This window comes from Herbaspirillum sp. C7C8, assembly GCF_022627875.1.
Taxonomy (GTDB): domain Bacteria; phylum Pseudomonadota; class Gammaproteobacteria; order Burkholderiales; family Burkholderiaceae_D; genus Herbaspirillum.
Genome location: NZ_JABXGG010000004.1, coordinates 18433 through 37410 on the forward strand (window position 1 = coordinate 18433; position 18978 = coordinate 37410).

Genomic DNA, 18978 nt, shown 5'->3' on the forward strand with positions numbered 1-18978 from the left:
ATCTGAAAGACGCCCTCTCGTGAAAAAATCATCCGATCAGCGCATCCATATCTCCATGATCATGTATGGTGGGCTCTCCTATGGTGGAGCTCATCGACAGACCATCCGCCTGGCATGCGCGCTGGATCCCGAACGCTTCGCGATCAATTATTTCTGGTGCAAACCCAATCCAGATCTGCATTCCGACTTTGTCTGGCCGGAGCTCGATTACAGCAATATCGAACTCATGCGCAGCCACGGGATCAATGTGATCGAATTCCAGACGCAGACACGAGATATCTCTCACCGATATCAGCCATGGATCAATACGACCTTTTTTGATGAGTACAACAAAGTAAAAACGGATCTGGTTTTCGCCAGCCGAGGTGGGTATCCGGAATATCCTTTTATCCTCTTGCGCGAACCGGTCATCGAATGGAACATCTTCGGATGTGCCGACCGGTCACCCAATCTCATCTATTCTGCGGCAATCAGCCACTGGGCTCATGACACCTGGAAGAAGGCATCTCTTCCCGTCGAGGCCGACATCATCTATCCCGCCGTACCCGCTCCGGCAGAGGTCAGCGACCTGCGCAAGGAGCTCGGCATTGATCCCCGGACAGTGGTGCTCGGGTTTCATCAGAGACAGGACGACCATATTTACGGCGAGCATGCCTTGCGTGCCTTCGCGAAAGCATTGCCGCATCTCGACAAGCCGACTTGCTTCATGATCGTCGGTGGCTCCCCGAAGTACCGCAAACTCGCCGAAGAGCTCGGGGTCGAGGTGGTTTTTCTTCCTATCGCGAAGAATTATGAAGCTGTCTCCAGCTTCCTCCATACCCTCGATATTTTTGCTCACTCTGGCGGTGCCGGCGAGGCGCATGGCACGGTCATCCAGGAAGCAATGATGCACGCCTTGCCTTCAATCACCATGCTGATCGAAGGCAAGGCGGATGGTCAAGTAGGTACCATGGCCGGTTCCGGCATCGTCACTCGCACGGTTGATGAATATGCCGGCGCCATCACCGAACTGGTCAACAACGAGACGCGACGCAAAGATCTTGGCGACAAAGCGCGGCAAATCGCTCATGAAAGGTATGCCGTCGCCCCTGTCGCGGCTCACTTTGAAAAGGTATTTATAGAAAAGGCTGCGGCTTATCGGCAGCGTCGCTTTTCGCGATTCAACAAGGTTGCCATCGACTACTTCATTGAAAGCACGCCTCTGCTCAAGCGCATCGTTGCGCGCTTCCCAGTCCTGAGGCGCTTTCTCTGATCGTCCAGCGCCATGTCAGCAAGCCGTCGCCCCGCCAATATTATCGACACCATGCGCTTGATTGGAGCGTACTGTGTGGTGTGGTATCACAATCCGTTTTATTGGAATCTGCATGAGCACATCCAATGGGTAGACGGCCTCAAGCTAGTCTTCCTCGGATGGTCCATGCCATTTTTTTACGGCATATCCGCCAGGTTCGCCTTTACAGGTAAAGACTTCAGCCGCCGATGGGAGCGAATAGTCCGCCTCGGAATCCTCGTGATTTTCTACACCTTGTTGTATGAGTTTTTTCACCGTCGCAACCCCGGCTCGCTGGCAATCCGATGCCTTGAAAATTCCGGTACGGAATGCTCCGCCAGCTTGATCTTTGACACTCTACGCAATGTAGGCAATACGCCAGGATACTACCTGTCAGACCTGATCGTGATTTACCTGCTGGCCATAGTGGTAACTGTTCGCCCATGGCTCATGATCGCCCTCGCATCCTTTGCATCGCTTTCGTTGTTCATGGGCTGGATCAGACTGGGCGGTCTCTTCCTTAACCCGCTGGGCCTGTTCGGGGTCTGCGCTGCACTAGGTTACCTGGTTCTGATACGCCCCTGTCTCGCCCAATACCGCAGCATCAACCTCAAGACGCTGTCGAGCTGCTCGGTGATCATGGGATTCATTCTGGTGTGGGGCTGTGCCAACCTTTTACTCGCACAAAACCAGTTCTGGAATGGGACCGGCAACATACTCCTCTTCCTGTCACTGTTGATGCTCTTCATGGGGTTGAGTGATCAGATCCAGCCAGAAGGGCGTTACATCGCCATGGTTTCAGAATGGGGCCGCAAATATGCTTTCGGTATTTTCATTTTCCACCAGCTCTGTTTTGACCTCCTTGCTCCCGGAATCGCGCGGATCATGTCGGCACTGACGCATAGCCAGGACATGCTGCCTCTGTTCGTGGTGACGGGACTGGTCGTTTCCTTGGCTGCCACTGTCATCACTGTCATCATCCGAAAAGCAGCTCCTGCATTGTTGACGCCATGATGTTCCATTCCATTGACCGCAACCGGATGAGCAAACGTAGGGGTAAGCTCCGTCAAGGAATGATCGCTATGGACCCGGCATGAAGGTAATATTCTCCCTATTGCGCGAATTACCTTGCCAAGTGGCAACAAGCAGTCTTCCTGACGGGCGAGCACCCTCAATATTTGCTTGCAAATGCCGCATAACATTACATTGAAAAGCACATGCGACACTTCTTACACTCGAACTTCAAGCGCCTCAAGAAGACCCTGACGGACCAGTATTATCGAGATGTTCTGGACATTCACGGGCAATATGGCGAAGACATCATTCTCGACCGGCTGATGGGAAATCCGGGTCACGGTTTCTACATTGACATCGGCGCCAATGATCCCAACAAGTTCAGCAACACCTTGCGCTTCTATCGTCGCGGCTGGACGGGTATCAATGTGGAACCCAACCCGGTCAAGTTTCGCGACATTTCTGCCTGCCGCCCGCGTGATATCAATCTCAATGTCGGCGTCGGCCCTGAACCGGCCGTCTTGCCGTTTTACGTGATCGATCCGGATACGCTCTCGACATTTGACCGGAAGGTGGCTGACATCGCCGTCAAGGATGGCTTCAAGTTGGCCCAGACAATCGACGTCGAAGTCATCAGGATGGCTGACATGATTGAAGCCCACGCCAAAGATCGTCCCATCGACTTCATGTCGGTGGACGTCGAAGGCTTTGAAATGCAGGTACTTTCCAGCAATGACTGGCAACGGTACCGTCCGCGCTTCGTCATGCTGGAAGTCAATCGCGCAGAGGCTGAAATAGAAACGTTCATGTCGGGAATTGGATATCTCGACGTTTTCAGCAATGGCACCAACAAGATCTATGCCGCGCGCAAAAACGGCGCATGATGAAACTCGCAGTCTGCAACGACATTGCTGAATTCGGTGGCAATCGCCTGGCCGACAAGCGATGGGCCGCACGCTTTCCAGGTGCGGGATGGGTGAGCGCGCTGTGTGATTTGGCCGCAAAACGCGGCTGGGAAGTCGCCTCGGGCGATGTCGCGCTGTCACATGTGCAATGTGGCTACTGGCGTGCCGACGATGTCATGGTGATACAAGAACTGGACTCCGCCTGGGGCACCCGGCTGCGGGCAGCAGGCGCGCGCCCGCTCTTGCTGACCTGTATGGAGTCGCCGCTTTATGCAAGCCTGTTCTTCGACCATTGGCGTACTCTGGCCGCCCCATTTCCGCATCACATGGTGCCGGATCCTGAAGCTAGGGGAAGTCACTCAGCAGGCTCCAGCACAGGCTGGCCGTTGCGCTTCCCCTGCTACTGGCAGCACCAGCGCATCCACGCCGATGACTGGCAAGCCCGAAAAGACGAAGTGATCCTGGTCGCCGCCAATAAATACTGGAGTCATGAAGACAAGGCCGTCATTCCGCCGTGGACAAGGCCACGCAGCTTCCTGCAATGGTACCGGCAGACACGTGCCATCAAACGCTCGCCCTCCCGTGAGTATGCGCTGCGCCAGCAATTGCACGACATCCGTCTCGAAGCCATCGTAGCGCTCACGCGCGCCGACCGGCTGGCCCTGTATGGCTCTGGCTGGGATCGCCTGTCGGTTCTGCCCCAACAATGGCAGACCAGGCTGGCGGGATTGAAGCTGCCTTATTGGGGGAAGATCGATGACAAGCTCGGCGCGCAATCCGCCTACCGCTTCGCACTCTGTTTCGAGAACATCGCCTCGCCCGGTTATGTCACCGAAAAGATCATCGAGGCCATGGTGGCACGCACGATTCCGATCTATCTGGGGGCGCCTGATATCAGCCATGTCATTCCATCGGCTGCTTTCATCGATGCACGCAAGCTGCAATCGATGGCGCAACTCCCGGACATGCTCAAGAGCCTCTCCAGCAAGGATGCCCAGCCCATGATCGAGGCAGGCCAACGCTTCCTCGACAGCGAGGAGGGACGATTACACAGTTACGAAGGATTCGCCCAGTGGGTGGAAGGTCTGGCAGTGGAGCACGCTCATGGCATTTGAGGCCAGCGACATCGATATTTTCGTCCTGACCTACAACCGGTCTTCGATGCTGCCGGCGACCTTGCGCAGCCTTCTGGCGCAAACTGCCCGGGGGGCGAGCATCACGGTGCTGGATAATGCCAGTGTGGACGATACCCGGGAAACGGTCCAGGCATTCGCTGCGGAGGGCGTAGCCTATGTGTGCGCCAGCAGCAATCTTGGTTGGGCCGGCAATCTTGCGCGGGCCCAGCAGCACGCTCGCCGGCACTGGACCCTGGTGTTCCATGACGACGATCTCCTGCACCCCGACTATCTACGCCATGCACTGGATGCCATCAACACGCAGCCCGGAGCAGGCATGGTCCTGAGCGCTATGAGCTTCGAGACCGCACCCGACGAAACCGAGTGGCCCGCTGCTGCGCCGCGCGGCGTGCTTTGCCGCAACGCCAGCGAACTGGCCGCACTTTGCTACGCGGGCGCCCCCCTTCACTTTGGATCGGCCCTCTACCGCACCGACATCTTCAAGACAATGCAGTGGGAGGGCAACCGCTTCGGCAAGATTGCCGACCGCCCCTTCCTGCTGTCTGCATGCGGCTCATCGTCGTGCCACGTGTTCCTCAGTCCGCTGGTCCGTTATCGAATACATGACCAGCAAGACAGCACAAGTTCCGATAGCGGTCCCTTTGCGCCTGAGCTGGCAGCCCTGCACAACTGCTACAGGTCTTATCTGGGCGAAAGCCCGTTGGAGGCTACCGGTCGCTGTTTCCTGAGGCACAACTATCGGGCGATCGCCGATGAATTCAAGCGCCTGGGACAGACTGATCGCGCCCGCTTTCCCACCTTGGCGGCGTACCAGGAGTTCCTGCGGGAGCAGGGTGCCTGCTCACGTTTCTCGCTGATCTCCGGCAAGCTGATCAGTCGGTGGCAATGCCTGGGGCAAGGCCTGTCCAGCTTGTTCCATGATCTTGCCCGCTGGTCCCGCCGCTGGAGAAAGCGATGATGACCCGGTCACGACAATCCCGCTCGCCTCTGAGCATATTGACGGAGCCGACGCCGTTCTTCAACGCACGCGGCTATGCCAGCAACTTCAACCGCGCCCTTCCGCGGCGACTGCGCAAATGGATCGCCGGCATGCGAGGGCGTAGCATTGGCGGGCATGTGGCCGTTACTCGCAGCCTGCTGCATGGCCTGACCGAGCTGGGCTGGCAGCACAATTACAACCCGCTGATGCAGCACTGCATCGCCGAGCATTGTCTGGTCCTTGCCAATGAAGAGGCATTGCGGCAGGCTATCCTGCTCAAGCGGGACGGCAAGATCAAGCGCCTGGTGGCCGGCCCCAACATAGTCGTCTTGCCAAGCGAAATGGATGCTCTGATGGCCAGCCCGGAGATCGATCTTTGTCTGGTGCCATCGGAATGGGTCAAGCAGGTCTATCTCGCCGAGACACCCGCGCTGGAAGGACGCATCGCTGTCTGGGCGGCCGGCGTCGATGTCACACAGTGGTGCGCCCCCCCGCCTGGCCCTGCCATGCCAGCACCTGTCGTATTGCTTTACGTCAAGAGCGGCATGACCGAGGATGAACTGACTTGCTTGCACGATCTCCTGGTCAGCCATGGCGCCACCGTCATACGCGTAGATTATGGTCAGTACGATGCGAGCCAGTTCCGTCAACACCTGGCGCGAGCAAGCTTGTGCATCTTTGTCAGCGCTTCCGAATCACAGGGTATTGCACTCCAGGAGGCCTGGTCCTGCGATCGCCCGACCTGGGTGTTCGATCCCGGCTACTGGTCCGCGCCCAACGGGCGGCGCTACCCCGCGTCATCAGCTCCTTACCTGAGTGCTGATTGCGGCCATGCGTTCAGCGCGCTCGACGCACTGGCAATACTCCTCAAACGCTGGGAAAATGGCGAATTACACTACGCTCCTCGCCACTGGGTCTCACAACACATGACAGACAAGACCAGTGCCGAGCGGCTGACAAGTCTCCTATTTGACTGACAAGGTCGACCATGAAATTACATTTGGGCTGTGGCCAGAACTATCTCGATGGCTATGTCAATATCGACTTCCCGCCGTCGGAACATACCGTCCAGGAAAAATCCATCGCGGACCGGCTGGCCGACATCACCAGTCTGCGCTTCCCGGCCAATTCGATTGAGGAAGTACGACTGCATCATGTGTTCGAACATTTCCGGCGTCCACAAATCACCGGCATGGTGGCTTGCTGGAACAGCTGGCTGAAACTGGGCGGCATCGTCCATGTCGAGGTACCCGACCTTGGCCGCATGGCGCGCGTCTTTGCCAACCCGTTTGCCAGCCTCAGTGCACGGGCGGTGGCCGAGCGGCACCTGTTCGGATCACACGAGGCAGGATGGGCTGCCCACTATGAAGGCTATGACGAGTCACTGTTGCGCCACATGTACAGTGCTCTTGGCCTGGAGGTGATTCAGGTCAAACGCCAACACTGGCGCGGCACCGACAATCTGCATGTACTTGGCAGGAAAGTCCGCCACCTGAACCCGGGTGAAGACGTCACGAGTGCTGGCCGCCGCTTCCTGTCGTCCTTCCTGGTCGACGACACGCCGGGGGAACTGCGCATGCTCGATATCTGGCTGGAAGGTTTTCATCAGCAGGTCCGCAACGGATGGGCGACGGATTGAAGAAGATCGAGTCCGGTCTGGTCAGTGTGATCATTCCGACCTGGAATCGCGCACAGGAGCTGCCAGAGGCGATTCGTTCCGCACTTGCGCAAAGCCACGGACAACTGGAAGTACTGGTCTGCGATGATGGCTCCTCGGACAGCTCGCAGGAAGTAGTGGCGGCGATGGGCGATACGCGTGTGCGCTGGATTGCCGGCCCGCGTGCCGGGCTCCCCGCCGCCCCGCGCAATCGCGGCCTCGACCATGCTCGAGGCGAATGGATCGCGTTCATGGATAGCGACGACTGCTGGCTGCCAGACAAACTCACCATGCAGCTGCAGCGTCTGCAGCGTTCCGGCGGGACCCTGCTTGCCTCGTGCGGCAATGCCCTGCGGCGATCCAGACAAGCCGACCAACTGCAAGACGGACTGCTGCTGGAAGGACGTACCGCCGATACCGTGCTGACGTTGGAACAATTGGTGCAGGATAATCAGGTGATTACCAGCACGGTCCTGCTGCATCATTCCCTGCTGGAGAGAATCGGTAAATTTCCTGTACAGACCGGCTTGAAGGTCGGAGAGGACTATGCCTACTGGCTCAGAGTAGCCAGCCTGACGCCGCTGGCATTTCATGGCACGGCACTGGCCAGCTACACCGACGATCCCGCAACCAGTGTGCGAGCTCACTCGCGCAATGAGATCCTGGTCAAATTGCGCATCTACCGCGACTACTTCGGCTGGCTGGCCGGATACGCGCCGCGGCGCCTGATCCGGGTGCTCCCGCTGTGCGTATTGCTGGCCATCCGGAATGCCACCATGCGCCAGTGGTGGCGCATGCGCGCAAGACTGGGGACTCTCAAACGCACTCTGCTGCGCAACAACGGGCAGGACACATGAAGCAAACCAAAACAGATATCAGCGTGAGCCACCCGCCTATCGTCAGCGTCATCATGCCGGTCTATAACGGCGAGCGCTATCTGCAACCAGCTATCCGAAGCATACTGGAACAAACCATGGGCGACTTCGAACTCATCGTCATCGATGACGCCTCCAGCGACGGTACCGCGAGCCTCCTGGCGCAATGTGATGACCCGCGCTTGCGCGTCATCCGGCATGACAGCAATCGCGGTATCGTCGATGCGCTCAATCATGGTCTCAGCCATGCCCGTGGACAATACATCGCGCGCATGGATGCGGACGATATCAGTCGTCCTGAGCGACTGGAAAAGCAGCTGGCTTTCCTGCAAGAGCATCCCGACGTCGGTCTGGTCGGAAGCTGGATCCTCGGTTTTGGTGAAGTGCGGCGCAAGTACGTTCATCGTTACCCGGTCACGCACGATGCCATCCGCGCACTGATGCTGTTCGAAAATGCTTTCGCTCATTCGACCGTCATGTTCAGCCATGCCGTGCTGAAGGAACACGGCCTTCGCTATTCGGAGCATTTCAAATACGTGGAAGACTGGGCATTGTGGTGGCAGATCGCCGGCGTTTCGCGCGTGGCCAACCTGCCCGAGGTCCTTCTGGACTACCGTATCAACAAGGCCGGCACCAGCTACACAGGCACCAGCATCCAGACGCGCTCACGCATAGATTTCGTCGAGGCCCGCCTGCAAGAAGCCGGCCTTCCCTTTCGTCAGGAACTGGCGGAAATGGCACCCTCTTCGCTGCATGAGCTAAAGATGCTCTCGGAAGCATTCGCGGCATTGTTGGCTGCTCATGCACGGCACCCGTACATGAACGACCAAGCCCTGCGGGAATGTGTGGAACAGTTATGGTTCCGTAGCTGCTACCGTGCCCGCCGTCGCGGCGTGGCGGTGGGAAGGCTGTATATATCGAACCCGCATGCAGGTTTGTCATGGACTGTACGGGCATGGCGATTTGCAGCTATTGTCGTCCGCTCCTATGGACGTCAGGCTTGGGACCTGATTAAAAAAATGAAAATGCCCAGAAGGGGAATCTGACAGTGAAAATCCTATTGTGCTGTGAGTTTTTCTATCCCAGTGTCGGGGGAGCGCAGGAAGTCGTACGGCAACTCGCTGGCCGACTGGCCCGGTGGGGACATGATGTGACCGTCGCCACCTCCTTTCTTGCCAACCGCACCTCCGACGTTCACGAGGGCGTCAAGATTCGCTCGTTCAATATCAGCGGCAACTGGGCCAACGGTCTGGCGGGCGACGTACAGTCCTACCGCCAGTTCATGCTGGAGGGAGAGTTCGATCTCATCTTCATCTACGCCGCACAGCAGTGGACGCTCGACGCCATCCTCGACGAACTGCCCCGGGTCAAGGCACGCAAGGTGCTGGTGCCTTGTGGCTACTCCGGCCTGCACGATCCTGGCTATGCCAGATACTTCGCACGCCTGCCCGCGTTGCTGCGCTGTTTCGACGCGTTGGTCTATCACGCCTATGACTACCGCGATCACCACTTTGCACAGCAGCACCAACTGGACAACTCCATTTTCATTCCCAACGCGGCCGACGATACCGAGTTTTCCGCTTCACCCGGCGCTGACGCCCGCCGGTCGCTGGGCCTGGCGCCCGACGAACTGGTCTTGCTGACGGTCGGTTCGCTCAATGGGGCCAAAGGCCATCTGGAAGTTGCCGAGGCTTTCTCCAGGGCGGTCCTGCCGCGCAAGGCAACGCTCATTCTCAACGGGAACGAGATGCCCCCCACTGGGGACAACATGATTTCAAACGTTCGCAAGCTGGTGAGTCAGCTGAAAAGCCGCGGGGTGCTGCACACCGCTCGCTTTGTCGCGGGACGCCTGCTGCATGCCATCGGTCTGCGCCCAGGCTACTTTGACCGGCTGGACCGGGTGATCAAGGAAGTCAATGGAAAACCTGCTGCGGGAAAGCGCATCATCAGAACCAACCTTCCGCGCAAGGAATTGATCGAGACCTTCCTCGCGTCGGACCTCTTTGTCTTCGCCTCGATCATCGAATACTCGCCCCTGGTGCTGTTCGAAGCCTGTGCGGCAGGTTTGCCGTTCCTGACCGTCCCGGTTGGCAACGCGCGTGAAATCGTCGAGTGGACCCAGGCGGGAGAACTCTGTCCGGCAACCGTCGATGCGCAGGGTTTTACCCGGGCTGACACCGCTGAACTGGCCCAGTGCATCGCACGACTGGCAGCTGACCCGGATCGGCTGGCCGTATTGGCTGCCAACGGCAAGAAGGCCTGGCTTGAACGCTACAACTGGGAAACCATTTCCAGGGAATACGAAGCATTGTTTGCCAGACTGACCGGTCTTCACTCCTCCACAGATTCAACCCATGAAAAATAACGTTTCCGTCGCCCTTCACGGCGGTCTGGGCAATCAGCTCTTCCAATTTGCCACCGGTCTGTCAGTGGCTCGCCAGCACCGTCTCCCGCTGACACTGGACCTTACCTGGTTCGACATGGCGCCGCATCTGCCCAACACGACCATACGGAAATACGCGCTGGAGCCGTTTGGTGTGGACTTCCCGACCTACCGCACCCCAACGCCGGAGGGCTCACCTGCACGCTTTCTGCTCTATCGCGTCATGCGCAAGCTCAAGCGCCATCTGGGCATCAGTGCACCAGGCGTGACCACCTTGAACGAAAAGAGCTTTCGCTTCGACCCCGGTGTTCTGAGTGCAACTCCGCCGCTCTACCTCTTTGGCTATTGGCAATCGCCCTTGTATTTCGATCGCATCCGACCGGAGCTCACGGCAATGCTGGGCAAGCCACGCCAGATGAATGAAGCGACTTCCCTGCTCCATGAACAGATCCGCAACGCCGATGCGATCTGCCTGCACGTGCGTCGCGGCGACTACGTCACCAACCAGCAGGCCGCTTCCACGCATGGCCTTTGCGACATGAGCTACTATCAAACCGGCCTGGCGCATGTCAGGCAGGGGCTTGCAGCGCCACATGCCTTCCTGTTTTCGGACGATCCCCAATGGGTTCGCGCCAATCTGAAACTGGATATCCCCATGACGGTAGTAGACGTCAACGGCCCGGACGATGCGCATCAGGATCTCTGGCTGATGGCCGCCTGCAAGCGCTTCGTCATCGCCAACAGTTCGTTGAGCTGGTGGGGAGCATGGTTATCGGATGCGCAGTCAAAAATCGTCGTGGCCCCTCGCAAATGGTTTGCCGATGACAAATTGGACACCACCGATCTGATCCCGCAAGACTGGCTGCGCGTGTAAATGGAATCGTCATGCACCGCAAGGATATGAACTCAAGCAAGCTGCCGCCCCCGCCTCGTCGGCTCTGCATCGTCTGTGCTACGCCGCTGATGATCCACTTCTTTCTCAAAGAACACATCCGTCTCTTGAGCGAGTTTGCAGAAATCACCATCGTTACCAACCTGCAGAACGATCCGCAAACCCCACCGTTGGACCTGCCAGCCCGAGTGATCTCCATTGGACTGCAGCGCCGCATCGTGTTGCGCAAGGACTTGAGCAGTCTGATGGCACTCTTCGCCCTGCTGCGCAGGGAGAAATTCGACCTCATCTGGGGCGCCGGTCCCAAGGCTGGTCTGTTGGCGATGTGTGCGGGATGGGCAGCTGGAATTCCCAAGCGACTGTTCATCTTTCAGGGTGAGGTATGGGCCAACAAAAGGGGATTGGGGCGATTCATCCTCAAATCAATGGACAGGATCATCGTACGGCTGGCCACTCACCTGCTGACCGTTGGCCATTCAGAGCGCGAGTTCCTCTGCCAACAAGGCGTTCTGCCGGAGGGGCAGGCTGCGCCTCTGGGGCGAGGTTCCATCGCCGGCGTGGACACCCGCAAATTCCATCCTGATCCTGCGTCTCGACATCAGATGCGCCACAACTGGGGCATACCTGAGGACGCCGTTGTCGTTCTTTTTCTCGGACGCCTGAATCCGGACAAGGGCATCGAAGATCTTGCACATGCGTTCCGGGCTGCAAGGAAGACCTGCCCGAGCTTGTGGCTGCTGATGGTCGGACCGGACGAAAACGGCATGACTGAACGCATCATCGACATTTTGGATGATGTGCACGAAAGACGGCATACGTTGATCGGGTTCACCGAACAACCCGCTGCCTGCTTCAATGCTGCGGATATCTTCTGTCTGCCCAGCTACCGCGAAGGTTTCCCGGTATCCCTGCTGGAAGCCGCTGCATCGGGCCTGCCAAGTATCGGCAGCGATATTTACGGAATCCGTGGTGCCCTGATCAATCAGGTCACCGGCCTGCTCTTTACGGCCGCTAACCGCGATCGCCTTGCCGAAGCTCTCGTGTGCCTCGGCAAGGATGAATCAGCCCGGGCCGAGATGGGCGCCAATGCCCGCCAGTACGTGTTGAAACATTTTGAGCAGAATGAGGTGCTGTGGCGCTACCGCAGCTTCTTCCATCAGTTGCTCATCGGCTCCTGAGCCGGTCGAGATCGGACGCGTTCAAGCAGTGCATGCCATGCCGCAAGCTGGTGTTCCCCGGCAGGGGCCAGACGATTGCGGGCGGCGCGCATCCCGCCGAACATGAACAGGAAGTCGGCCACCATCTTGGCCGGTTGGCGCAAGCTGACGATGAGGGCATCGCGATATCGCCTTTGGCGGCAAGCTTCGATCAGAAACACTTTCCAGAAACGCATGCGCCGCGACAGCAGCTTGCGGAAAGAGATTCGGTCGTCGCGATAGGCCAGGAGCACCTCAGCAATTCCGCGAAAGCAACTTTGAGCGTACGCGCGATAAAGCAGGTGCTGGTCCTCTGCACCGTCGGCCTGGCTGACATAGCGAAACTTCCTGAACCAGGAAGTCTTTCCCATCCATGAGGGGTGCGGAAAATGAAAACCGTTCCAAGGCCGGGCACAGATGAGCTCATGTTGACTGGCCACTTCGATGACGCCCGTGATATCGAGCTCGGAAGTGAAGGTCATCACCGACGAGGCCACCAGGTCGACCTGTGCATCGGCCTGCAGCGCACTTACCTGGACTTGCAGACGTTGCGGAAAGCTCATATCGTCGGCGTCCATCCGGCAGAAGAACTCGCCACCTGCGAGATCAAGCGCCTGATTGAGCCGATGGGAAATGCCGCGGTTCTGGCCGTCACTGATCCAGCGGATGCGCGTATCAGTGAAGCTGGTCACGATACGCGCGCTGTCATCGGTCGAACCATCATCCATGACCAGCAATTCCCAGTTCTGATAGGTCTGCCCGAGAATGGAGGAGATTGCCTCGGCGATCGTTCGCTGCGCGTTGTAGACGGGTAAGCCAATCGTCACTAAAGGCAGTAAGGGGGATACGGTCATTCCGATTGCCTGAGCAGTCCTAGTGTAGTTATGGCGAAAGTATAATTCTAAATCACCCATGCAATATTGCCCGAGGATTTCGATGCCCCCCTCATCTCACACGATTGTCGTAGGCGATCTTCAAGGATGCCTGTTGCCCTATCTCCAGCTTCAATCGCAGACCGATTCCCCGGACACGCATACGATCTTCGCCGGCGACCTCATCAACCGCGGCCCCCAATCCCTGCAAACCCTGCGCACCGTGATGCAGATGGGCGAGCGCGCCCGGGCTGTTCTGGGCAATCACGACCTGCACCTGCTGGCCGTGGCCTGCGGCATCCGACCCGCACATCGCGACGATACCCTGGATGACATCCTCAATGCCCCCGACCGCCAAGAGCTCATCGACTGGCTGCGCCACCGGCCCCTGGCCATCCACCAACAGGGCCACCTGATCGTCCACGCCGGCGTGCTGCCGCAATGGGATCTGCACCAGGCCCTGGCCCTGGCCAACGAAGTGGAAACCATGCTGCGCAGCGACCAGTGGATGGTCTTCCTGCGTCACATGTACGGCAACCAGCCCGAGCGCTGGTCCGATGAGCTCGTCGGCCACGACCGCCTGCGCTGCATCATCAATGCCTTCACCCGCCTGCGCTTCTGCCAGGCGGACGGGACCATGGATTTTTCGGTGAAGGAAGGTGCGGCAGCAGCGCCGGACGGCTTGATGCCCTGGTTCGAGGTGCCGGGACGACGTACCGAGGACGTGACCGTGGTCTTCGGGCACTGGTCCACGTTGGGACTACTGATGCGCCCCAACCTGATCGCTCTCGATACAGGCTGCGTCTGGGGCGGACAACTCAGTGCGGTGCGACTTGAGGATCGGGCGCTGTTCCAGGTGCCGTGCCCGCAGGCACGCCGACCGGGCTGAGCGACTCCAGAGAATAGCCCAAACCCGTGGCAATGACTTCGCGTGCCGTGCGCGCAAGGTCGCGCCGATGCGCACCCTCGGTGCTGATGAGCGGCAATTGCTTCAGTTCGGCCCTCATGCCGCGCGCCTTGAGGATGGTGACGATGCTCTCGGCAATGGACATCTCGCCGATGAAGTCAGCCGCACCATGCAGCTTGCCCCCGGCATCCACATAACGCAGCGCGTACGGCTGCACCGGTGCTCTCGCATCGATGGCAGCCTCGAACAGGTTCGCGTGGAAGGGCAAGAGCGTCCCTTGTGCTGCCGTCGTGCCTTCAGGAAAGAAGGCCACGTGTTCATCCTTTTCGATACTCTCGACCAGACCTTTGAAAATGCGCCGCACATCGCTGGCCTTGCCGCGCGAGATGAAGATGGTCCCGGTCTTGGCGCACAGCCAGCCGATGAGCGGCCAGCCGCGAATTTCCGACTTGGCCACGAAGCGACAAGGCTGCAGCGAATTGACCACGAAGATATCGAGCCAGCTCACGTGATTGGATACCAGCAGCGAACGCGGGATAGGCAACGGGCTGTCGATACGCACCTCGATACCGCAGATGCGCAACAGCTTGCGTGACCAGCGCCGGATATGCGCCTCCCGGCCCTTCTCGGAAGTGAACGGGAACAGGAAGGCGCACACCGCCATGCCCTTGAAGAGATGTGCGATCAGGCGCAGCAGACGAAAAACGAACATGGCGTAGTCGGATCGTGATCAGGTCGAGGTCGACGAAAAAACCGCTTAATCGAAAATCAAGAACGCACTTGCCCGAAGACAAGCATCGATCAAGTGAAAATCAAACGTCACAATATCAACGCTCGAAGGCAATGTGCCCCGACACGATGGTCGCCTTGACCACGCCAGGCAACTCGTAGCCCAGGAACGGAGTGTGCTTGCCCTGGCTGGCCAGGGCCGAACCCTGTACCTTCCACAGGATGTTCGGATCGAACAGGCAGAGGTCGGCCACGCTGCCCACGGCCAGATTGCCGGCCTTCAGGCCCGCCACCTTGGCGGCGCGGTGGGTGACCTTGGAGATGGCCTTGGACAGCACTTCCTTGCCCTCGCCTTCTGTCTCCAACGCCCACTTCAGCGACAGCGACAGCAGCAGCTCCAGGCCAGTGGCGCCCGGCGAGGCTTCGCCGAAGGGCAGCAGCTTCTCGTCGTCATCGACCGGGGTGTGGTCGGAGCAGACGGCATCGATGGTGCCATCCAGCAAGGCGGTACGAATCGCTTCACGGTCGCGCTGCGAGCGCAGTGGCGGCGTCATGCGAGCGTTGGAATCGAAGAAGCCGATGTCGAGGTCGCACAGATGGATATGGTGTACGCCCACGTCGCAGGTCACCGGCAGTCCTTCGCTCTTGGCCTGGCGCACCAGCTCCAGCCCCGCCGCCGAGGACATGCGGCAGAGGTGGACACGGGCGCCGGTGGCGCGCATCAGTTCAAAGAGGGTGTAGAGCGCAATCGTTTCCGACATCACCGGCACCCCCGACAAGCCCAGGCGCGAGGCGGCCGGACCGCTGTGGGCGATACCCGAGCGCCCCAGGTGCGGGTCCTGCGGACGCAGCCAGACGGTGTAGTTGAAGGTCTTGGCATACTGCAGCGCCGAGAGCAGCACCGTGGTATCGGTGATGGGCTCTTCGGCTTGCGAGAAGCCGATGCAGCCGGCGTCGGTCAGCTCGGCCATTTCGGTCAGCGCCTTTCCTTTCAGGCCGGCGGTGAGCGCGCCCAGCGGATAGACGTGGGCCTGGTTCAGCGAACGGGCGCGGTGCTTGAGCATTTCCACCAGGCCGGGTTCGTCCAGCACCGGATCGGTATCGGGCGGACAGACCAGGCTGGTCACGCCGCCCTGGATGGCGGCCTGCATCTCGGACTCCAGCGTGGCCTTGTACTCGTAGCCGGGCTCGCGCAGGCGCGCCGACAGGTCCACCAGGCCGGGGGCCACGATCAGGCCGGTGGCGTCGATGGTCTTGTTGGCCACGAAGTCGGCCGGGGCCTGGCCCACACCGACGATCTTGCCGGCGGCCACATACACATCCTGCTGGGCATCGATGCCGTTGGCCGGGTCGATCAGGCGGCCGTTCTTGATATGCAGTTTCATCAGTTCTTGTCTTCTTAACGGATCGTTCAAAACGTCGCGGGGATAGTCGTCGTCAGCCTGGGATTCAATTGCCGGCCACGATGCTCATGACCGCCATGCGCACGGCGATGCCGAAGGTCACCTGCGGCAGGATCACGGCCTGGGCACCATCGGCCACGGCTGAATCGATTTCCACACCACGGTTCATCGGGCCAGGGTGCATGACGATGGCATCCGGCTTGGCCAGGGCCAGACGTTCCGGTGTCAGGCCATAGCTCTTGAAGAACTCCTGCGCCGAGGGCAGCAAGGCCCCGCTCATGCGCTCGTTCTGCAGGCGCAGCATGATGATCACGTCCACATCCTTCAGGCCCTCTTCCATGTTGTGGAAAACGCGCACGCCCATCTGCTCCAGGCCGCTGGGCAGCAAGGTGCGCGGGCCGATGGCGCGCACTTCCGGCACACCCAGGGTGGTCAGCGCGTGGATATCCGAACGGGCCACGCGGCTGTGAAGGATATCGCCCACGATGGCCACACGCAGGTTGGTGAAGTCCTTCTTGTAGTGACGGATGGTGTACATGTCCAGCAGACCCTGAGTCGGGTGCGCGTGGCGGCCATCACCGGCGTTGACCACGTGGACGTGCGACTGCTTCGTATCGATCAGGTGCTTGGCGATCAGGAAGGGCGCGCCCGATTGCGCATGACGCACCACGAACATGTCGGCGTGCATGGCCGCCAGGTTGTCGATGGTGTCCAGGAGCGACTCGCCCTTGCTGGTGCTGGAAGCCTGGATGTTGAGATTGATCACGTCCGCCGACAGACGCTTGGAGGCGATCTCGAAGGTGGTGCGGGTGCGCGTGGAATTCTCGAAGAACAGGTTGAAGACGCTCTTGCCGCGCATCAACGGCACCTTCTTGACTTCGCGGTCACCGATGCTGACGAAGGACGATGCGGTATCGAGGATGTGCGTCAGGATCGAGCGCGGCAGACCCTCGATGGTCAGCAGGTGTTGCAGTTCGCCGTTTTTGTTGAGTTGGGGATTAAGCATGGACCACCGTGAGTGAGAAGCGGCCGTCGTCGGCGCGTTGCAGTTGCAGGTTTTCTTGTTTGGTGAGTTCAACCGAGGTCGCCACGAAATCGGCGGCAATGGGCAGCTCGCGACCACCGCGGTCTACCAGCGCCGCCAGCAGCACGCGCGCCGGGCGACCATAGTCGAACAGTTCGTTGATGGCCGCACGCGTGGTCCGACCGGTATAGAGCACGTCGTCGACCAGCAGGATGGTAGCCCCCTCGACATCGAAGGGAATCTGGCTGGGCTTCACATCGGCGCGCAAGCCCTTCTCGGAAAAGTCGTCGCGATAGAAGGACACATCGACGAAGCCCAGGCGTTCGCCCAGGCCCAGTTCAGCCGCCAGGCGTTCGGCCAGCCAGGCGCCGCCCGAGTGGATGCCCACCAGCGCAACCTCGGTTGCGCCCTGCAGGCCGGCTTGGATCTGCTGCACCAGGGTCTGGTACAGCGCTTCTGCATCAAGCTGGGAAGGTGTTGTGCTCATGAATGTGCGTCGTCAAAGTATTGCTGCAAAATGATGGCGGCAGCCTGGTCATCGATCTGCTCGCCGCGCTGGTGCTGGATCACTGCCGAACTGTAGCGTTCATCCACCAGCGTGACTTCAAGTCCGTAGCGGCCGTGCAACTGGTTGGCAAAGCGGCGGCAGCGCACGCTCATCTCATGCTCGGCGCCGTCCGGATGCAGGGGCAGGCCAACCACGCAGCGCGCCGGTTGCCACTCCGCGATCAGGCGCGCAATGGCCGCGAACTTGCCGTCGTTGGTCGCTTCGCTGATCACCGCCAGCGGCTGCGCCTGCTTCAGGCCCGTATTACCCACGGCCACGCCGATACGCTTCAAGCCGAAGTCGAAGGCCAGGATGGTGTCCAAGCGTTCCTGCTCCTCAGGCCCGTCCGGCATCGCCAGACAGCATCACCGGGTCGATGCCCAGCAGCGCCAGTGCCGCCGTGAAGCGTTCCTCCACAGGCAACTCGAAGATGATGGACGGGTCGGCCTTGACAGTGAGCCAGCCATTGCGACCGATCTCGCCTTCCAGCTGGCCGGGGCTCCATCCCGAGCAACCCAGCGTCACCAGCACGCGCTGCGGGCCGTCCCCATGGGCGACTGCTTCGAGCACGTCCTTGGAGGTGGTCAGCGCCACTTCATCGGTGACCTGCAAGGTCGAGGAATATTTCTCCGAGGTCGAATGCAGCACGAAACCGCGCTCCACCTGCACCGGACCGCCGAACATGACCGGGCGGCGATACAGCTCGGGCATGGCATCGGGGGTGTCGGGCCGGATTTCCAGCTTGAGGTTGATGCGGTCGAACAGCACGTCCATGGTCATGTCGGTGGGCTTGTTGATGACCACGCCCAGCGCGCCGTTATGGTTGTGTTCGCACAGATAGACCACGGTGCCGCCGAAGATCGGGTCCAGCATGGACGGCATGGCGATCAGGAAATGGTCGGTCAGGTCCAGCTCCAGAGGCGGACGAGCCTCCTCGGAGGCAGCGTCCTCCCCCTCCGCCTGCTTGCCGTCATCGGCGGAGGCGGCATCGCGGGAGCTGGAGTCGGAATGGAACGGGTCGAAGGCGCCAAAGGAATCCACGGATTCGTCGAAATCCTCGGCTGAGAAACTGAAGGGAGAATTGCGTCTCTTGATCATCCCGGCATTTTAGCAGTTTTGGCCGGGATCCCATGCGGCTCATGGGCAAGCGCCCGTAAAGGCGGCCGCAAGCAGCCGCCTTACACGGCCC

At 59.7% G+C, this 18978-nt stretch carries 20 protein-coding genes; 13 read left to right on the forward strand and 7 right to left on the reverse strand.

What is annotated here, in order from left to right; all coding sequences use genetic code 11:
* Positions 1-19 precede the first annotated feature (19 nt).
* The 12 genes from HWE01_RS06555 to HWE01_RS06610 all read left to right on the forward strand — a co-directional run bounded on the left by HWE01_RS06555 (position 20) and on the right by HWE01_RS06610 (position 12289).
* Positions 20-1252, forward strand: coding sequence for a glycosyltransferase family 4 protein (locus HWE01_RS06555; RefSeq protein ID WP_241821374.1), 1233 nt, complete (start codon positions 20-22; stop codon positions 1250-1252).
* 12 nt (positions 1253-1264) lie between these two features.
* Positions 1265-2284: an acyltransferase family protein gene (locus HWE01_RS06560; protein WP_241821375.1), complete on the forward strand. Its 1020-nt coding sequence runs from the start codon at positions 1265-1267 to the stop codon at positions 2282-2284.
* 203 nt (positions 2285-2487) lie between these two features.
* Positions 2488-3168: an FkbM family methyltransferase gene (locus HWE01_RS06565; protein ID WP_241821376.1), complete on the forward strand. Its 681-nt coding sequence runs from the start codon at positions 2488-2490 to the stop codon at positions 3166-3168.
* The gene (locus tag HWE01_RS06570; protein ID WP_241821377.1) at positions 3165-4304 is read left to right on the forward strand and encodes a glycosyltransferase family 10 domain-containing protein; all 1140 of its coding nucleotides are present in this window, start codon (positions 3165-3167) and stop codon (positions 4302-4304) included. Before HWE01_RS06565 ends, HWE01_RS06570 begins: the two co-directional genes overlap by 4 nt.
* Complete coding sequence (locus tag HWE01_RS06575) at positions 4294-5283, forward strand: glycosyltransferase family 2 protein (protein WP_241821378.1); 990 nt, start codon at positions 4294-4296, stop codon at positions 5281-5283. Before HWE01_RS06570 ends, HWE01_RS06575 begins: the two co-directional genes overlap by 11 nt.
* Positions 5280-6281 (forward strand): hypothetical protein, encoded by a 1002-nt coding sequence (locus tag HWE01_RS06580; RefSeq protein WP_241821379.1) that lies wholly within the window; start codon positions 5280-5282, stop codon positions 6279-6281. The genes HWE01_RS06575 and HWE01_RS06580 overlap by 4 nt, the downstream gene beginning before the upstream one ends.
* 11 nt (positions 6282-6292) lie before the next feature.
* Positions 6293-6943 carry a class I SAM-dependent methyltransferase gene (locus HWE01_RS06585; protein ID WP_241821380.1) on the forward strand — a complete coding sequence of 217 codons (651 nt, stop codon included), beginning with the start codon at positions 6293-6295 and terminating at the stop codon, positions 6941-6943.
* Positions 6940-7818 (forward strand): glycosyltransferase family 2 protein, encoded by an 879-nt coding sequence (locus HWE01_RS06590; protein WP_241821381.1) that lies wholly within the window; start codon positions 6940-6942, stop codon positions 7816-7818. The genes HWE01_RS06585 and HWE01_RS06590 overlap by 4 nt, the downstream gene beginning before the upstream one ends.
* Positions 7815-8882 (forward strand): glycosyltransferase family 2 protein, encoded by a 1068-nt coding sequence (locus HWE01_RS06595; RefSeq protein ID WP_241821382.1) that lies wholly within the window; start codon positions 7815-7817, stop codon positions 8880-8882. Before HWE01_RS06590 ends, HWE01_RS06595 begins: the two co-directional genes overlap by 4 nt.
* 104 nt (positions 8883-8986) lie before the next feature.
* The gene (locus HWE01_RS06600) at positions 8987-10201 is read left to right on the forward strand and encodes a glycosyltransferase family 4 protein (RefSeq protein ID WP_299532970.1); all 1215 of its coding nucleotides are present in this window, start codon (positions 8987-8989) and stop codon (positions 10199-10201) included.
* On the forward strand, positions 10191-11093 hold the full coding sequence (locus HWE01_RS06605) for an alpha-1,2-fucosyltransferase (protein ID WP_241821384.1): 903 nt from the start codon (positions 10191-10193) through the stop codon (positions 11091-11093). The genes HWE01_RS06600 and HWE01_RS06605 overlap by 11 nt, the downstream gene beginning before the upstream one ends.
* 11 nt (positions 11094-11104) lie before the next feature.
* Positions 11105-12289 (forward strand): glycosyltransferase, encoded by a 1185-nt coding sequence (locus tag HWE01_RS06610; protein WP_241821385.1) that lies wholly within the window; start codon positions 11105-11107, stop codon positions 12287-12289.
* Here HWE01_RS06610 and HWE01_RS06615 read toward each other — a convergent pair.
* Entirely contained in the window at positions 12268-13161 is an 894-nt protein-coding gene (locus HWE01_RS06615; protein ID WP_241821386.1) for a glycosyltransferase family 2 protein, read from the reverse strand. The genes HWE01_RS06610 and HWE01_RS06615 overlap by 22 nt on opposite strands.
* An 82-nt stretch (positions 13162-13243) precedes the next feature.
* On the opposite strand from HWE01_RS06615, the gene HWE01_RS06620 reads away from it, so the two are divergent.
* The gene (locus HWE01_RS06620; protein ID WP_241821387.1) at positions 13244-14068 is read left to right on the forward strand and encodes a symmetrical bis(5'-nucleosyl)-tetraphosphatase; all 825 of its coding nucleotides are present in this window, start codon (positions 13244-13246) and stop codon (positions 14066-14068) included.
* Here HWE01_RS06620 and HWE01_RS06625 read toward each other — a convergent pair.
* The 6 genes from HWE01_RS06625 to HWE01_RS06650 all read right to left on the reverse strand — a co-directional run bounded on the left by HWE01_RS06625 (position 13998) and on the right by HWE01_RS06650 (position 18887).
* The gene (locus HWE01_RS06625; RefSeq protein ID WP_175342848.1) at positions 13998-14798 is read right to left on the reverse strand and encodes a lysophospholipid acyltransferase family protein; all 801 of its coding nucleotides are present in this window, start codon (positions 14796-14798) and stop codon (positions 13998-14000) included. The two genes, HWE01_RS06620 and HWE01_RS06625, sit on opposite strands and share 71 nt — an antisense overlap.
* Before the next feature lie 115 nt (positions 14799-14913).
* Positions 14914-16200, reverse strand: coding sequence for a dihydroorotase (locus HWE01_RS06630; protein ID WP_008334863.1), 1287 nt, complete (start codon positions 16198-16200; stop codon positions 14914-14916).
* Positions 16201-16264: 64 nt separating this feature from the next.
* Positions 16265-17224: an aspartate carbamoyltransferase catalytic subunit gene (locus HWE01_RS06635; RefSeq protein WP_008334861.1), complete on the reverse strand. Its 960-nt coding sequence runs from the start codon at positions 17222-17224 to the stop codon at positions 16265-16267.
* Positions 17217-17729, reverse strand: coding sequence for a bifunctional pyr operon transcriptional regulator/uracil phosphoribosyltransferase PyrR (gene pyrR / locus HWE01_RS06640; RefSeq protein WP_008334859.1), 513 nt, complete (start codon positions 17727-17729; stop codon positions 17217-17219). The genes HWE01_RS06635 and pyrR overlap by 8 nt, the downstream gene beginning before the upstream one ends.
* The gene (gene ruvX, locus HWE01_RS06645; protein WP_008334858.1) at positions 17726-18112 is read right to left on the reverse strand and encodes a Holliday junction resolvase RuvX; all 387 of its coding nucleotides are present in this window, start codon (positions 18110-18112) and stop codon (positions 17726-17728) included. Before ruvX ends, pyrR begins: the two co-directional genes overlap by 4 nt.
* A gap of 13 nt (positions 18113-18125) precedes the next feature.
* Positions 18126-18887 (reverse strand): YqgE/AlgH family protein, encoded by a 762-nt coding sequence (locus tag HWE01_RS06650; RefSeq protein ID WP_008334855.1) that lies wholly within the window; start codon positions 18885-18887, stop codon positions 18126-18128.
* Positions 18888-18978: the final 91 nt, after the last annotated feature.

Coding starts and splice junctions, on each gene's coding strand:
- HWE01_RS06635 (WP_008334861.1), bottom strand. CDS start 17,224: ATGCTTAATCCCCAACTCAACAAAAACGGCGAACTGCAACACCTGCTG.
- HWE01_RS06625 (WP_175342848.1), bottom strand. CDS start 14,798: ATGTTCGTTTTTCGTCTGCTGCGCCTGATCGCACATCTCTTCAAGGGC.
- HWE01_RS06615 (WP_241821386.1), bottom strand. CDS start 13,161: ATGACCGTATCCCCCTTACTGCCTTTAGTGACGATTGGCTTACCCGTC.
- HWE01_RS06620 (WP_241821387.1), top strand. CDS start 13,244: ATGCCCCCCTCATCTCACACGATTGTCGTAGGCGATCTTCAAGGATGC.
- HWE01_RS06560 (WP_241821375.1), top strand. CDS start 1,265: ATGTCAGCAAGCCGTCGCCCCGCCAATATTATCGACACCATGCGCTTG.
- HWE01_RS06565 (WP_241821376.1), top strand. CDS start 2,488: ATGCGACACTTCTTACACTCGAACTTCAAGCGCCTCAAGAAGACCCTG.
- HWE01_RS06585 (WP_241821380.1), top strand. CDS start 6,293: ATGAAATTACATTTGGGCTGTGGCCAGAACTATCTCGATGGCTATGTC.
- pyrR (WP_008334859.1), bottom strand. CDS start 17,729: ATGAGCACAACACCTTCCCAGCTTGATGCAGAAGCGCTGTACCAGACC.
- HWE01_RS06610 (WP_241821385.1), top strand. CDS start 11,105: ATGCACCGCAAGGATATGAACTCAAGCAAGCTGCCGCCCCCGCCTCGT.
- HWE01_RS06605 (WP_241821384.1), top strand. CDS start 10,191: ATGAAAAATAACGTTTCCGTCGCCCTTCACGGCGGTCTGGGCAATCAG.
- HWE01_RS06580 (WP_241821379.1), top strand. CDS start 5,280: ATGATGACCCGGTCACGACAATCCCGCTCGCCTCTGAGCATATTGACG.
- HWE01_RS06650 (WP_008334855.1), bottom strand. CDS start 18,887: ATGATCAAGAGACGCAATTCTCCCTTCAGTTTCTCAGCCGAGGATTTC.
- HWE01_RS06575 (WP_241821378.1), top strand. CDS start 4,294: ATGGCATTTGAGGCCAGCGACATCGATATTTTCGTCCTGACCTACAAC.
- HWE01_RS06595 (WP_241821382.1), top strand. CDS start 7,815: ATGAAGCAAACCAAAACAGATATCAGCGTGAGCCACCCGCCTATCGTC.
- HWE01_RS06630 (WP_008334863.1), bottom strand. CDS start 16,200: ATGAAACTGCATATCAAGAACGGCCGCCTGATCGACCCGGCCAACGGC.
- HWE01_RS06570 (WP_241821377.1), top strand. CDS start 3,165: ATGATGAAACTCGCAGTCTGCAACGACATTGCTGAATTCGGTGGCAAT.